Origin of the sequence: Rhizobium sp. WYCCWR 11152 (assembly GCF_013087615.1) — a bacterium.
Taxonomy (GTDB): domain Bacteria; phylum Pseudomonadota; class Alphaproteobacteria; order Rhizobiales; family Rhizobiaceae; genus Rhizobium; species Rhizobium indicum.
In genome coordinates, this window is sequence record NZ_JABFCP010000004.1 from 21,512 (window position 1) to 35,639 (window position 14,128).

Annotated in this window: 14 protein-coding genes and 1 pseudogene; 10 read left to right on the forward strand and 5 right to left on the reverse strand. The window is 60.6% G+C overall.

The features are described 5' to 3' along the window. The first annotated feature begins 296 nt into the window (after positions 1-296). A complete protein-coding gene (locus G9X67_RS04770; protein WP_171598264.1) occupies positions 297-719 on the forward strand; it encodes a hypothetical protein in 423 nt (140 codons plus the stop codon). 304 nt (positions 720-1,023) lie between these two features. After that, a complete protein-coding gene (locus G9X67_RS04775; protein WP_171598265.1) occupies positions 1,024-2,925 on the forward strand; it encodes a potassium transporter Kup in 1,902 nt (633 codons plus the stop codon). Between the two features lie 99 nt (positions 2,926-3,024). On the opposite strand, the gene G9X67_RS04780 is transcribed toward G9X67_RS04775, so the two are convergent. Beyond that, positions 3,025-4,608: a Na+/H+ antiporter gene (locus G9X67_RS04780; protein WP_105006575.1), complete on the reverse strand. Its 1,584-nt coding sequence runs from the start codon at positions 4,606-4,608 to the stop codon at positions 3,025-3,027. Positions 4,609-5,175: 567 nt separating this feature from the next. Here G9X67_RS04780 and G9X67_RS04785 point away from each other — a divergent pair. The 5 genes and pseudogenes from G9X67_RS04785 (at position 5,176) to G9X67_RS04800 (ending at position 8,378) form a co-directional block, all read left to right on the forward strand. Next, positions 5,176-5,931 (forward strand): SDR family oxidoreductase, encoded by a 756-nt coding sequence (locus G9X67_RS04785; protein WP_171598266.1) that lies wholly within the window; start codon positions 5,176-5,178, stop codon positions 5,929-5,931. Positions 5,932-5,982: 51 nt separating this feature from the next. Further along, positions 5,983-6,387, forward strand: coding sequence for a cupin domain-containing protein (locus G9X67_RS04790; RefSeq protein WP_171598267.1), 405 nt, complete (start codon positions 5,983-5,985; stop codon positions 6,385-6,387). Between the two features lie 169 nt (positions 6,388-6,556). Continuing rightward, positions 6,557-7,306 carry an SDR family oxidoreductase gene (locus G9X67_RS04795; protein WP_171598268.1) on the forward strand — a complete coding sequence of 250 codons (750 nt, stop codon included), beginning with the start codon at positions 6,557-6,559 and terminating at the stop codon, positions 7,304-7,306. An 85-nt stretch (positions 7,307-7,391) separates the two neighbouring features. Continuing rightward, a pseudogene (locus G9X67_RS34840) lies at positions 7,392-7,586 on the forward strand (hypothetical protein); the annotation flags it as partial. A 15-nt stretch (positions 7,587-7,601) separates the two neighbouring features. After that, positions 7,602-8,378 carry a protocatechuate 3,4-dioxygenase gene (locus G9X67_RS04800; protein ID WP_171598269.1) on the forward strand — a complete coding sequence of 259 codons (777 nt, stop codon included), beginning with the start codon at positions 7,602-7,604 and terminating at the stop codon, positions 8,376-8,378. Positions 8,379-8,420: 42 nt separating this feature from the next. Here the strand turns inward: G9X67_RS04800 and G9X67_RS04805 are convergent, their stop codons facing one another. The 3 genes from G9X67_RS04805 to G9X67_RS04815 all read right to left on the reverse strand — a co-directional run bounded on the left by G9X67_RS04805 (position 8,421) and on the right by G9X67_RS04815 (position 10,407). Next, positions 8,421-9,197, reverse strand: coding sequence for a molybdopterin-binding protein (locus G9X67_RS04805; RefSeq protein ID WP_171598270.1), 777 nt, complete (start codon positions 9,195-9,197; stop codon positions 8,421-8,423). Next, the gene (locus tag G9X67_RS04810) at positions 9,194-10,036 is read right to left on the reverse strand and encodes a cytochrome b/b6 domain-containing protein (protein ID WP_171598271.1); all 843 of its coding nucleotides are present in this window, start codon (positions 10,034-10,036) and stop codon (positions 9,194-9,196) included. The genes G9X67_RS04805 and G9X67_RS04810 overlap by 4 nt, the downstream gene beginning before the upstream one ends. A gap of 86 nt (positions 10,037-10,122) precedes the next feature. Beyond that, positions 10,123-10,407, reverse strand: coding sequence for a pentapeptide MXKDX repeat protein (locus G9X67_RS04815; protein WP_171598272.1), 285 nt, complete (start codon positions 10,405-10,407; stop codon positions 10,123-10,125). A 234-nt stretch (positions 10,408-10,641) separates the two neighbouring features. Here G9X67_RS04815 and G9X67_RS04820 point away from each other — a divergent pair, with 234 nt between their 5' ends. The 3 genes from G9X67_RS04820 to G9X67_RS04830 all read left to right on the forward strand — a co-directional run bounded on the left by G9X67_RS04820 (position 10,642) and on the right by G9X67_RS04830 (position 12,252). Next, entirely contained in the window at positions 10,642-11,190 is a 549-nt protein-coding gene (locus G9X67_RS04820) for a sigma-70 family RNA polymerase sigma factor (RefSeq protein WP_171598273.1), read from the forward strand. Beyond that, on the forward strand, positions 11,187-11,831 hold the full coding sequence (locus G9X67_RS04825; protein WP_171598274.1) for an NrsF family protein: 645 nt from the start codon (positions 11,187-11,189) through the stop codon (positions 11,829-11,831). The genes G9X67_RS04820 and G9X67_RS04825 overlap by 4 nt, the downstream gene beginning before the upstream one ends. Positions 11,832-11,970: 139 nt before the next feature. After that, positions 11,971-12,252, forward strand: a complete 282-nt coding sequence (locus G9X67_RS04830; RefSeq protein WP_138334774.1) for a nodulation protein — start codon at positions 11,971-11,973, stop codon at positions 12,250-12,252. A 63-nt stretch (positions 12,253-12,315) separates the two neighbouring features. Here the strand turns inward: G9X67_RS04830 and G9X67_RS04835 are convergent, their stop codons facing one another. Further along, complete coding sequence (locus tag G9X67_RS04835) at positions 12,316-13,809, reverse strand: right-handed parallel beta-helix repeat-containing protein (RefSeq protein WP_171598275.1); 1,494 nt, start codon at positions 13,807-13,809, stop codon at positions 12,316-12,318. Positions 13,810-14,128 lie beyond the last annotated feature (319 nt).

Consider the following 14,128-nt stretch of genomic DNA (forward strand, 5'->3'; position numbering starts at 1 on the left):
ATATAGTTAGAGCATGATGTCGTCCGAAAACCGCTCACACTTTTCGGCATCATGCTCTAGCTCAAAAAGCCGCGCTCTCAGGATCATCAACCACCCTTGCTGACAGCCCCTGTCAGCATCGTACAGCCGCCGCCGACTTCACGGGTGCTTGGCGGCCGCTGGTATTTCTGTGACGCGCAGCTGCTCCGTCCACGTCCACCTCCCCTCCCTCCACAAAATTCGCACTCACCTCAATTTACTTGCCGTTCCGCGATCGGCATATGTTTGTGCCATAGGCAAGTCGCACGAGGGGAACTATGGCGTCGACGCATATAACCAATACGGGTGCACGTGCCGGCTGGAAGGGCTTTGTCGGGTTGCTCGTCGGCGCGGTGATCGGCTTTGCCTTTATGCCGAGCATTGCGCAGGCGGAATCCTTTTCGAAGCTTGAAAAGCAGGGTTATGCCGTCGGGAAACTCACCAAAGGCAAGGCCGGCGGCTACGGCTGGGTCATCTCGAACAGCAATAAGCGGTTCTTCTGCCGGCTGAATGCCAGCCTGGCTTATGTCAGCAAAAAGGAGATGGTGGGCATCACATCGTCAGGACGACTCATCAAGGTCGACCGTGCCAGGTTCGAGGCAGCGATCGGCGGCCCTGACCCGTCGATACCGCAATGGAGCGACCTTCAATCCGGCCGCGTCAAGCCTGATGACGTTGGGAGTTGCACGCCTGTTCGCTGATTGACGTAGAATATCGCGAGGAGCGCGACAAGCTGTTTGGAATTTGCCCGCTCCCCGAATTGAATACACCACGCTAAACCGGCTGAAGAAGGACATGTCGCTCCTGCCGACCGACAGCCGGATCACGCCGTCCTGCAGGGTCGGAGTCGTCAAGCCGCATTGCCTCGTCGTTCACGCTGCCACGCTTCTCACGCCCGCATCCGCCTCCATCCCCACAAAAAATTCACACCCACATCAATTTACTTGCCGTTCTGCAATGCGGCATATGTTTGTGTCCATGGCCAAGTGGCATGAGCGGGGAACCATGACGTCAACACATGCAGACAATACGGGTGAAGGTGCTGGCCGAAAGGGCTTCGTCGGACTGGTCATCGGCGCGGTCGGCGTCGTCTATGGCGATATCGGCACCAGCCCGCTCTATGCCCTTCGCGAGGCGCTGAGGCCCTTTGCCGCCGATGGCGTACACGAAGCCGAGGTAATCGGTCTCATTTCGCTGATGGTCTGGACGCTGACGATCATCGTGACCTTCAAATATGTGCTCTTCCTTCTCAGGGCGGACAATGACGGCGAAGGCGGCACGCTTTCGCTTCTCGCCCTCCTGATGAAGAAGATGGGGCGAAACGTGCCGGTGCTCTTCTTCGCCGGTCTGATCGGCGCGGCTCTGTTCATCGGCGATGCGATGATCACGCCTGCCTTGTCGGTCATGTCGGCGCTGGAAGGCCTGAAACTGGTCACGCCGGCCTTTGCCGAATACGTCCCGCTGGCGTCGGCAGCGATCATGATCGTTCTCTTTGCCGTTCAGTCGAAGGGAACCGCCGCCGTTTCGATCTTTTTCGGGCCGATAACGGTGTTGTGGTTTCTGGCCATGGCCGCGGGCGGCCTGATCCATATCGGCGACGACTGGAGGATTCTGGAAGCGCTCAATCCGATCAATGCATTCCTGTTCCTCACCCATGCCGGCAGCGTCGGCCTCATCGTGCTCGGCGCCGTCTTTCTGACGGTCACGGGCGCCGAAGCGCTCTATGCCGATCTCGGGCATTTTGGGCGCCGGCCAATCCAGATAGCATGGTTCGTGCTCGTCTTTCCGGCATTGCTCTTGAATTATCTCGGCCAAGGCGCGCTGGTTCTTAGCCATCCCGAAACGGCTACCAATCCGTTCTTTCTGATGTATCCCGACTGGGCCTTGCTGCCGGTGGTCATTCTGGCGACGATGGCAACGATCATCGCCAGCCAGGCGGTGATAACAGGCGCATTTTCGCTGGCCCGCTCGGCGGTTCACCTCGGCTTCCTGCCGAGGCTCAGGATCAAGTTCACGTCGGAAACCAACACCGGCCAGATCTACGTGCCGAGCGTCAATCTTCTCCTGCTGGTCGGCGTCTTGATGCTGATCTTTTCCTTCGGCGACTCCGAGTCTCTGGCGACGGCCTATGGCATCTCGGTGACCGGAACCATGGTCATCTCGACCCTGCTGGTCTTCCAGTTTCTCCGAGCCGTCTGGGGCTACTCCCTCGTGCTCGCCGCCGTCCTGCTGCTACCGCTCTTCATCATCGAAGTCCTGTTCCTGGCGGCGAACCTCTTGAAGATCCACGATGGCGGCTGGGTTCCGGTCGCCCTTGCGCTGGCGATCATGATCCTGATGTGGACATGGACGCGAGGACAGGCCTATCTGAAGAGACTGCGCGCCAACAACGAGATCCCACTCGATTCCTTCATCAGATCGATCGAGCGAAAGTCGGACCATTCGCCGGTCACTGTTCCGGGAACGGCAGTCTTCCTGACCAGCGTCCCGGATCGCACGCCGAATGTTCTGCTCCACAATCTCAAGCACAACCACGTGCTCCACGAACAGAACGTCATCCTGACCGTATGGACCGAGGACGAGCCTTATGTTCCCGACAGCCGCCGCATCAAGATCAGCCAGCTCTCGCCGCGTTTCGTGCGCCTCGACATCACCTTCGGCTTCATGGACGACCCAGACGTCACCAGGGCATTGGCTCTCTGCCGGGAGGGCGGCTTCAAGTTCGAGATCATGAGGACCTCCTTCTATCTCGGCCGCCGGAACCTCGTCAGGACACCGAACACCGGGTTGCCCCCCTGGCAGGAGCGCATATTCATGGCGCTGGAGGGCTTGGCGATCGATCCCTCCGACTATTTCAACCTGCCGTCCAACCGCGTCGTCGAACTCGGCGAACAGATCGCCATTTAGGTCAGGACACCGCTCGGCGGCGACATCAGGATCGCGCCGGTATCAGCCTCGATATCGCAATGCGTTGACGATGATGTCGAAAGCGCCAGGCGCTGAACATCACGCCTTGGCCGAGATCGCGCTCAGTTCCTCGAGATCGAGATCCCGTTCCAGCTCCCGTAGCGTCTCGTCATCGATGTCGCCGGCCCGGTGGAGCCGGATGAGTTCCCGGCGTCCAATTGCCACCGCTTCGAGAATGACGTCGAAATGCGCATGCAGCACCGGCATGTATTGCTCGGTTTTCTCGGCATAGTCGACGATCGACGTGGCCCGGCGCTGGTAGCGCTCCAGCAATTGCGGGTGGATGAGTTTTCCCTCCGCGTCATAGGCCAGGCTCTGGACGATCCCGAACTGCGCCTGCGCCATGGCGGCTTCGGCCTGGCTCATCGTCAGGCGCGCTCTTTCCGACTCCGGCTCCACCAGCCGCGCCCAGGCAATCACCCGCCCCAATGTCGTGCCCTGTATGAGCACGGTTCCGAGAATGACGGCGAAGGCCGTGACGAGGATGAAGTCGCGGCCCGGGAATCCCTCGGGCAAGCTCAGCGCCAAGGCGAGCGTCACCACACCCCGCACGCCCGCCCAGCTGAGAACGGTGGCGCCGCCGACGCCGAGCGGCGCGGCGCGTGTGAACCCCAGGGCAGTGCATAACCTGATGACGAAATCGGCGGCGAAGACCCAGGCAAAACGCGCGAGCACGAGCGCCACGAGGATCGCCAGCATCGGCAATCCCATCGTCGCGATCACGGTGGCAAAGCCGCCGCCGCGTTCGACGACATCCCGGAGCGACAGCCCGATCAGGATGAACACCGCCGCTTCCATCAGGAAGATCATCACCGTCCAGAACGAGATGCCGCGCATGCGCATTGCGGCTGAAAGCACGGTGTGCTGGTGCCAGCTCATGATCAGGCCGGCGGTAACCGTGGCGATGACACCGGAAACATGCAGTTGCTCGCCGAGCAGATAGGCAATCCAGCCGAGCAGCACCGAGGCTGCGATGATGAGATATTCGTCGCCGAGACGCCGGACGAGTTTGACCCATGCCGTTCCCACAACGATGCCGACGACGGCGCCGCCGAGCGCCAGCACGAGGAAGCTGCCGGCCGCCTCCCCCGCGCTGAAGGCGCCCGTTGCGGCAGCGGCAACGGCAAAGCGGAAGAGAACCAGACCGCTGGCATCGTTGAGCAGGCTCTCGCCTTCCAGCAGAATCTGAAGCCGCCGCGGCAGCCTGACCCGCTGCAGCACAGCGCGCGCCGCAACCGCATCAGGCGGCGCAACGATCGCGCCAAGGGCAGCGCACGCCGCCCAGGGAAGCGACGGAAAGATGAGGTGGGCCACAACGGCGACGACCGCGCAGGTGAAGAACACCGCGCCTACGGCAAGCGAGGCGATGCCGATCACATGCCGCCGCAACCGCCCGGCGGCAATGGACCAGGCGCCGTCCATCAACAGCGGCGGCAGGAAGATGACCAGCACCAGCCCGGGATCAATTGATATCGCCGGCAGCCCCGGCACAAACGCCAGCGAAGCACCACCCGTCAGCAACGCCACGGACGGCGGCAATCCGAGCCTGTGGGCCGCATAGTGCAGCGCGATGATCGCAAGAAACATCGCGATGACGAGCTCGAACAAGTGGGTTGGTTCCATATGCCTCTGCCCCGGCTCGGAAACGAATCTTGGATGCCTACGGCATTCTTCCTTAAATCGAAATCGATCTAGGGAAGAATGCGGCAATTCAAAGTGTTACAGCGTTCTTGCACATCTGAACAGACGCGTGGCGCTGCAAACGCCGCCGGCCTGGCAACGGCTGCTCCAGAGGCAGCCGGAGACAATTTTTGCTTTGTGCTACCGACGCTAGGTCTACACCTAGCGATTTCCTTGAGGGCTAGCCGTATTGATCTTGCTTGGAACCGCCCTCACCTCAATCACGCCTCAATAACCCACCCGGCGCATGTCATGTGCGACGCTGAATCTCCATGCCCCTCGCCATTTGAGTTGCGCCTGATCGCATTAAGGAGGATTCTCCCCGGCACCGCGAAGCCAGGTTCGGTCTCGGCTGACCTCAGCCATGGCGACGATATACGGCGACTTCGGTTTGTCCAAGCCGCAAACGTCTTTCGCGGCTCATTCCGACTTGCGTGATCTAGATCTGAGACATCTGGCCCAAAAGGGCGTCAACGCCGACCCGAAGGGGCGTCAACAGGGAGGTTCGTCATGAAAATCGTTCTTATCGGCGGCACTGGGCTCATCGGGTCCAAGACCGCGGCGCGTCTGCGCGTTAAAGGCCACGAGGTGCTGGCTGTCTCGCCAAGCACCGGCGTCAATACCATCACCGGCGAGGGCCTGGCAGAAGCGCTGGCTGGCGCCAACGTCGTCGTCGACCTTGCAAACTCACCGTCGTGGGAAGACAAGGCGGTCCTCGATTTCTTCGAAACCTCGGGCCGCAATCTGCTCGCCGCGGAAGCCAAGGCCGGCGTCAAGCACCATATTGCGCTCTCCATCGTCGGAACGGAGCGCCTGCCTGAGAACGGCTACTTCCGGGCCAAACTCGCCCAGGAGAAACTCATCAAGGCATCGCCCATCCCCTACACGATCGTCCACTCCACCCAATTCCTCGAATTCCTGAAGGGCATCGCCGACGAAGCCACCATCGGCACCGTCGCGCGTCTTTCTCCCGCAGCTTTCCAGCCCATCGCATCGGACGACGTTGCCGATGTGATGGCGGATGTCGCGCTTTCAAAGCCGCTTAACGGCACAATCGAGATTGCCGGACCTGAGCGCGGCGCCATGCACGAGATCGTTGCCCGGTATCTGAAAGCGATCAACGATCCGAGGAGGGTCGAGGCAGACGTTCATGCGCGCTACTTCGGGTCTGAACTGGACGATCGCTCGCTTGTGCCCGGCGAGGGCGCGAGGCTCGGCAAGATCGGCTTTGCGGATTGGTTTCGACAGTCCCAACGGCCGACCTAAATCACGGCATCAAACCCACATCCGCATTCAACGAGCAGAAGGATTACGGCAATGAATTCAGCTTTGTTATCGTTATGTGTGTCGGCCACGGTTTGCCTTTTCGGCACTTTGGCGGTTGCCGCCGAAGACGGCGCAGTCGTCACACCGCTCATGAAAAAGGACCTTCCGAATTATCCCGGCAAGGAAGGGCTGATGATATCGGTCGAGTATGGGCCGGGAGGTTCCTCGCCCATTCACAAACATGAGGCGAATGCATTCGTCTACGTTCTGGAGGGCTCGATCGTGATGCAGGTCAAAGGCGAAAAGGAAGTCACCTTATCGCCGGGAGAGACCTTTTACGAAGGTCCTTCCGACATTCATCTGGTCAGCCGCAATGCGAGCACGTCCAAACCGGCGAAGTTCATCGTCGTGCTGCTGAAGAACAAAGGCGCTCCGGTTGTCATGCCGGTGAAGTGAAATGCAGATGCTCGGGCTTGTGCCGAGCATCTGCAGACCGCGCAGCAGATCCTCGGCACATGGCCGAGGATGACGTCGAGTAAAGAGCGGGGTTGTCGGCGACCACCGAGGCGTCCTTGTCAGCCAAGGCGTCCAGATCGCAGTTCGGCACAACAGATGGAGCAAGCAGATGAAAATTACGGTCATGGGAGCGAGCGGGCGCATCGGAACGCGGCTCGTCGAGGATCTTCGACAGGCAGGCATCGAAGTGGTCAGCGCATCCCCGTCTCTCGGCGGAGTCGACAGTGTGACGGGAGAAGGCCTGAGGTCAGCCATATCAAGAGCCGACGTCGTCATCGACGTCACCAACGCCGCGTCATTCGGCGACAGCTCCGCGCTGGCGTTTTTCAAGGCCTCCACCCGGAATCTGCTGGCGGCTTCCGCGGATGCAGGCGTCGGCCACTATATCGCCCTTTCCGTGGTGGGAACGCCTCGCCTTGTCGAAAGCGATTATTTCCACGCGAAGATGGTGCAGGAAAATCTCATCCGGGCAGCGCGGCGGCCCTATACCATCCTCCATTCCACGCAATTCTTCGAGTTTATCGGCGGCGTGGTCGACATGGCGGCGGACGGAGACGGCTTCCGGCTGCCCTCGGCGTCCATACAGCCCATAGCTGCCGATAATGTTGCAGAAATTCTGGCCGTATTGGCGATGGGAGCAGCGGGGAATGACACGATAGAGATATGCGGGCCTGACCAATTCGGCCTCGACGAAATTGCCCGCATGCATCTCACGGCAAACGAAGACATGCGTCAGGTCATGACCGACGAGAGCGCGCGCTACTATGGCGTCGAACTGAACGACAACACATTGCTTCCGCGCAAGGGGGTACGGGCGGGTTCGCTGCGATACACCGACTGGCTGTCTATGTCAGACTGATCGTTGACGCTCGAGGAAATGCCTGCTTCACCGACGCTCCCGGCTTCGATCTCCGGAGCAAGGGCCACAGGAAAGGAAGATCCCATGGCTCGCGGTCAGCGACGATACCGCCGCCAGAACCAGCGGTGGCTACTGGTATCACCGCGAACGGCACAGGCCCGCCGCCGACGTTCTGGACCCGGCCTTCCAGGACCAGCTCGCTGAGCTGACAGGCATAAAGCTTTTCTGCTCAGATTTAATTGGAATTTCTGGTCTACCCTCCTTAAATCCTGCGTCTTGAGGCAAAGGAAGATAGATGAAAAGGCGAACCCTTGTGCTTGGAGGTGCGGCCATTGTCGCATCATCGGTGACTGCGGCGGCAATCTGGCCACGGCGGCATATCACGGTTGCCGCCAGGACATTCGACTGGAAGGGAACGGATTTCGCAAGCGGCGGCACAAAGTCGATCGCCGTGGAAAAGCTGCCCGCGCCGCTCTTTCGCACTCGTCCGAATTGCGTCGTGACTGTCGCCCAGACCCTCGGCCCCTGCCATGTCAACAATATTCCCGCCCGTCAGGACGTCTCGGAAGGAAAGGCTGGGCTGCCTTTGCGGTTGGCCGTTCGGCTCGTCCACGCAACCGACTGCCGGCCGATCGAAAATGCCGATATCGAAATCTGGCATACCGATCATCGCGGCATCTATTCCGGCCGCGAGGCTGCTGAGATGTGCACCTTCGGCGATGCCGAGGCGATCAGCGGGCTCGCCTTCCGCGGCCGCCAGCTGACGAATGCCAAGGGGCAGGCAAGCTTTTTGACGGCCTATCCCGGATGGTACAAGGGCCGCACGCCGCATGTTCATTGCCGCATCCTCGTCGAGGGCAAGGAGCTTCTCGTCAGCCAGATCTATTTCGACGATGTGCTGAGCGACATCATCTACGGCGAGCATCCCGACTATCTCGGGCGCCCTGCCCGCGATACGCGCAACGACGAGGACGGCCTCATCCCGGAGGATGCCGCCGACCACATGTTCGATTTCGAAAAGCTCGACAGCGGCGTGCTGTCCGCCACCATTACGATCGGCCTCGCTGCCTGAGCGAAGGAGCTTCCTGCACCCTCGTCGGTCGGGGCACCCCGCCTATATGCCCGCATACCATTCATAACCGCGATCCTCCCAGAAGCCGCCATTGCCGCCGTAGAGCTGGCCGAGATCGGCGACGGCTTCGATGCCGGTCAGATATTTTGCCTGCTTGTAGCCGAGCTGGCGCTCGACCCGGAGCCGGAGCGGCGCGCCATGGGCGACTTCGAGATCGCGGCCGTTCATGGTGTGGGCAAGGATCGTCTGGGGGTGGAACGCATCGACGAGATCGATGCTTTCGTAATACCAGCCGCTGCCGTCGAGCGTCTTTTCATATTCGTCGGCGCAGTGGAAGACGATGTAGCGGGCTTCGGGTTTCAGGCCCGCCGCCTGCAGCAGCGCGCCGAGCGGCACGCCGGTCCATTTGCCGATCGCGCTCCAGCCCTCGACGCAGTCATGCCTTGTGATCTGCGTGCGGGCCGGCAGGGCTTTCAGCTCCGCCAGCGACAATTGCATCGGCTTGTCGACCAGCCCGCCGACCTCGAGCTTCCAACTCGAAAACCGCTCGTTCATCCAGTCGATATAGCGGGCATTGTCGGGCATGCTCGTGCCGTTGGCGCGGAAGGTCGGCGAGATATCGGCTTCGGTGAATTCGCGGGCGAGCGCGTCGTCGCCGAGCAGCAAGCGTTGCGTCTTCATGCTGAGGCCTTCGGCGATCTTCAACACCGATTTCGTCCGATCGTTTTCGACGAGGGCATCGCAGCCGGCGAGCCCCAGCGCTGATGCCGTCATGGTCGCGCCGATCAGGAAGCGACGCCTGGTGATGATGCGGCTCATGACTTTCCTCCCTGCCCGATGTCGTAATAACCGGTGACCATCGAACGCAAATTGTTGAACACGCCCGAGACCAGCACCATCGCCACATGCACGGCGACGAAGGCGACGAGCGAGAAGGCGGTCAGGAAATGCAGCGTGCGGGCCGATTGCCGGCCGCCGAACAGATCGAGCATCCAGGGCGCGACCGCGTTGAAGCCCGGCGACATGGTAAGCCCTGTCCCGATCATCAGCGGCAACAGCACGAAGATCACGGCGACATAGGCGAGTTTCTGCAGCGTATTGTAGTGGCGGGCCTCGGCCCCCTTGGGAAAGCGCAGCCGGGCATGACTGACGATCTCATGGCCGAGATGCGAAGGCTTCAGCTCTTCGGCCGCCGGCAGCAGATCGCGGCGGAAATGCCGGCTGACGAAACCATAGACGAGATAGATGAAGCCGTTGATGACGAACAGCCAGGCAAAGAAGAAATGCCAGCGCCGGCCCGATGCCAGATCCTGGTAGCTCGGCAAGGTCAGCCAGTTCGGAAAGCCGCGCACCGCGGCCTCGCCGTCGACATTCGAAACCCCGAGAATGCCCGTCGTATCGAAGCTCAATCCGCCCAAGTGCGTCACGCCCTTCAGCGCATCGCCTTGCTGTTCGGCCACCATGGAAATGAAGGACGGATCGTTGTCGGCGCCGTACTGGCCCCAATAGAGCGCCGGATGGGCGTTGAATATCTGCAGGCCGCTGTACAGCAGCACCGTCATGCACAGCACGTTTACCCAGTGCGACAGGCGCACCAGCAGGCCATGGCGGTAGAAGAGCGTGCGTCCGCTCGCCATGCCGGCATCGGTCGTGGCCATTGTAGTTCCTCCGGATCGACATGAAAGGTCTTCGCGAGAAAGGACGCGGCCGCCGGCCAAATAGTTTCAGCGGCCGCGGCTAAAGCTTACTTCATCGCGTCGCAGGCCTTCATCATCGTGTCCTTCTTCATCGTGTCCTTCTCCATGCCGGCATTGTGCATGCAATCGGCCTTGGTGCTGCCGGTCGCCATGGTGTCCTTCTTCATTGCGTCCTTCGACATCGCATCCTTGGACATCGCATCCTTCGACATCGTGTCGGTCTTCATACTGTCTTTCTTCATGGCATCGCTGCTTTGGGCGCTGGCGGCGCCGGCAAGCGACAGGCCGATGACGAAGGTGCAGGCTGCAAGGCTGGAAAGGATCTTGGTCATGAGGGTCTCCTCGGATCGATTGACATGTCCGCCGGCACCCGCCGACGGCTCACAGTCCTGAATTCGATCCCCTTGCCAAGGCGGTTACAGCCTCACGCTTATGTGATAGCGCTACAGCGCCGCGCGTCTTTTGGAGACACGCAGGTGACGCTGTACACTTTGAATTGCTGCCGGAAGATTTTTGAACCCGCCTGTAACCAAAGCGTCATCCACCCGAATGATATTGCAGACGACATGACGAGCGCCCATTCGGAACAAGCACTGAAGATGCTGATGCTTCTTTCCCTCGACGGGGACGAGGCAGCCTATCGGCGTCTGCTCGTGACGTTGCGAACCCTGCTCGTCGGTTATTACAGCGGGCGGATCGGCACTACCGCGAAATCCGACACGGAAGATCTCGTGCAGGAGACGTTGCTGGCGCTGCATTCGCGCCGGGCGACCTATGACAGGGAGCGGCCATTCACCGCGTGGTTCTTCTCGATTGCCCGCTACAAGCTGATCGACCACCACCGGAAGCATGGCGGCCGGTACAAGGCGGAAATGGAACTGGACGAGGAGATCGAAGACGATTTCAGGGAGGATGCGATTGCAGCGCGCATGGATGTCGAACGGCTGTTGAACGGCCTGCCGCAGCACCAGCAGGAGCTTATCCGTCAGGTCAAGCTCGAGGGGCAGTCGGTGGCCGACACGGCAAGCCGCACCGGACAGTCGGAATCGGCGGTCAAGGTCGGCGTTCACAGGGGCATCAAGGCGCTGGCGGCAAGATTGCGAGGTGGGATGTGAGAGAGACTGAGGACGTGATCGACAGCCTTGTTCGGGATCTGAAGCCGGTGCCGAGACATGCGCTCGAACGCCGCTTCGCGCTCGCCATCCTGCCGGCCTTAGCAGTCTCGCTGCTGCTGATGCTTATCGTTCTCGGCCTTCGCACCGATATGGCGCAGGCGCTGATGCTGCCGGTCTTCTGGATCAAGTCCGCCTACAATGCCTTGCTTGCAATCGCCGCCTTCGCAGCCGTTTACCGCCTGTCCCGGCCGGATGGCTCGGAGGGCCGCTTTTTCGGGATTGCCGCGGCCATCATACTTACCCTCGCCGTCCTGGCGGTCATTCAGCTCGCTTTGTCGCCGGCCGCAAGCTACCCCGTGCTGGTGCTCGGCTCCTCCGCCCTGCATTGCCCGCTGCTGATCTTTGCCTTTGCCATGCCGATCCTGATCGCGAATACCTGGGTTCTCCGTGGCGGCGCCCCGAGCAACCTCGGCATTACAGGCTTCATCGCCGGCATTGCCGCCGGCGCATCCGGCGCCTGGGTCTATTCCTGGTTCTGCACGGAAAACGGCCTGCCCTTCGTCACCCTCTGGTATTCGCTCGGCATCCTCTTGACCGGCGCAATCGGCGCGCTGTTCGGCTCCCGCCTCCTGCGCTGGTAGCACCGGCTGTTTGCGGCACTGCGCCACTAAACCTTCATCCGGCATGAAACCAGATGCAGCATTCCTGCGTACTAGTCAGGGGTGGGTGAGTATTGCGTACCCCCTGGATCGGAAAACACAGGCAGCGAGGAATGACGGCATGGTCAGGAAAGAAGGCGTAGCTCACCTCACCCGGCAAGCCGCGGAACAGGGGCTGGCCAGGCTGATGATGAGGCTGCCTGCGACGCGGGCAACGATCAGAGCAGTTGCGGCGAGCCAGCCCCATTTTTACGAATTATGCGGCGCCTACGGCGAAGCCTGCGCCGTCCTCGATCGCATGCGTCGGGATAGATCGGCCGATCCCGCAATCATCAGTGAATACGAGATCATCTGCGCGGAAATCGAGGTCGACGTCATCAGGATCCTGCTCGGCGATCAATGAGACTTCGCAAGCGCTGGGCGGAATGCCCCCGCGATACAACGCCATTTGCTGCCGGCATCCCTGTCAGCTCAGCAGGTCATCCACATGGATGGAGATGCTCAGCGTATCCGTGTCGAAATGTAGCGAAGTCCCATCGGAGATCTTGTAGTGGAACGTGTCGCTCACGTCTCCGCTGAGTCCGGCGAGCTTTGCCGCGTCGGCCGTATAGGTGTAATCGCCGTCACTGTCGACATGGATGGAGCCGTATTGGCCGGTCAGCGTCACGCCGTCCTTGTCGACGAATTCGCCCTCGAAGCGGCGAAGCAGCAGGGTTCCATTGGCCGAGCTGTCGTTTTCGAGGAGATTGCCGTAATGGGCGCCATCCAGATCGGAGGAGATTTTCAGGCTGTCATGGGTTGCGACAAGCGCCGGCGCCGTGTCCGTGTGCGTCGTATCGCCGACCGCGAGACTATCGCTGCTCGCAAGCATCGTCGCCTGGGCCTCGTCGAGCGTCGTGTTGTTGCTGACGGGGAAGGTGTTCGCGGCGATGATGGCGGGAGATATGCTGTAGGGCGTGACATCGCTGGCGATGACATTGTCGTGGAAGGAGCCCGATGCAGGCCTGTCGACCTTCAGCGCTGCCTGCGACAAGTCGTCGAAGACGTTGCCGTAAATATTGATATCTTCGCGAACGTAACTGGTCGTGCCGGCGGCACTGATCGCCACGCCCCATACGCCGTCATGGATGTAATTGCCTGATATATCGTAGTCCCGCGTGTTGCCCTGATCACCGAGGCCGATGGCGTAGGACCAGCTGTAGCCGCCATAACCTGAAATATCGTTGTCGTGAATAGCGACGTTGGTGCCGGCTTGCGCGGCGATCCCGAAGCCGCCACCGATAATCGCGTTGTCCTCGACCAAGGCATTTACGGGCCGAACGAGCGCGATGACACCCTTCGGCGTAGCGGCGCCCGTCTGGTCGAGGTAATTGCCGCTGATCACGATATTGCTGCTGTCATTCATCTGGACGGCATCTGCCGCAGTGCCGTGGGCATTGGTGACGGTGTTGTTGAGAAAATTGACGCCGTTGATCTTCTCGATCCAGACGCCGTCGCCGTTGACGTCGTTGATCGTGCTGTTTTCGATGGTGATGTTCGAGCCGGTCCGGAAGGTGATCGAACCTGACTTGCCTGCCAGTCCGGTGTGATCGACCTCGACGTTGCGGACCGTCCAGTTCGAAACATATCCGCCATAGATGGCTGCCCCGCCGGTGTCCGAGATCTTGATATTCTCGATGACGATGTTCGATGCATAAAGGCTGTGAATACCATCGCCGGGGCTATGGATGACTGGCGCATCGCCGACCCCGTAGCTGCCGATGGTGATCGGGGCACTCACTGTGCCGGAATATTTCAGGTCGAGCTGGTCGTTGAACACGCTTCCGGCGGCGAGCAGCACGCTGTCGCCCGGCTGCAGCTTCAAGTTTTCCACCGCCCAGAACGACGAAAACGGCGTGTCCTCGCTCGTTCCACTGTTGCCGTTGGAGCCTATCGCTGGATTCACATAATAGATTGTCATATCGCCTTGTTCTCGAATTGCCCGCGCAGCCGTCTGAATCGGCTGCGACGCGTGGATCGGATGCGGTCGGGGCTAAAGGCCATGTCAAAAGGCCTTCGATATTGCCCTCACGACGGTTGGCAGACCCTGTGGGCCTGCCTTGGTCCCGAGAACGCCTGGCGGAGGCGGTATTCTGGAGATGACAACTTATACGAAAACAATCTACTAAATAACGACCGAAAGGTGAATGAACGATAATCGTACGCCTCGGCGACGTATGGTCGCAGAGGTGAGACGTCCTGTTTCAGGTCAGTCGCAAGCCGGAAAGGTTGAGGCCGTA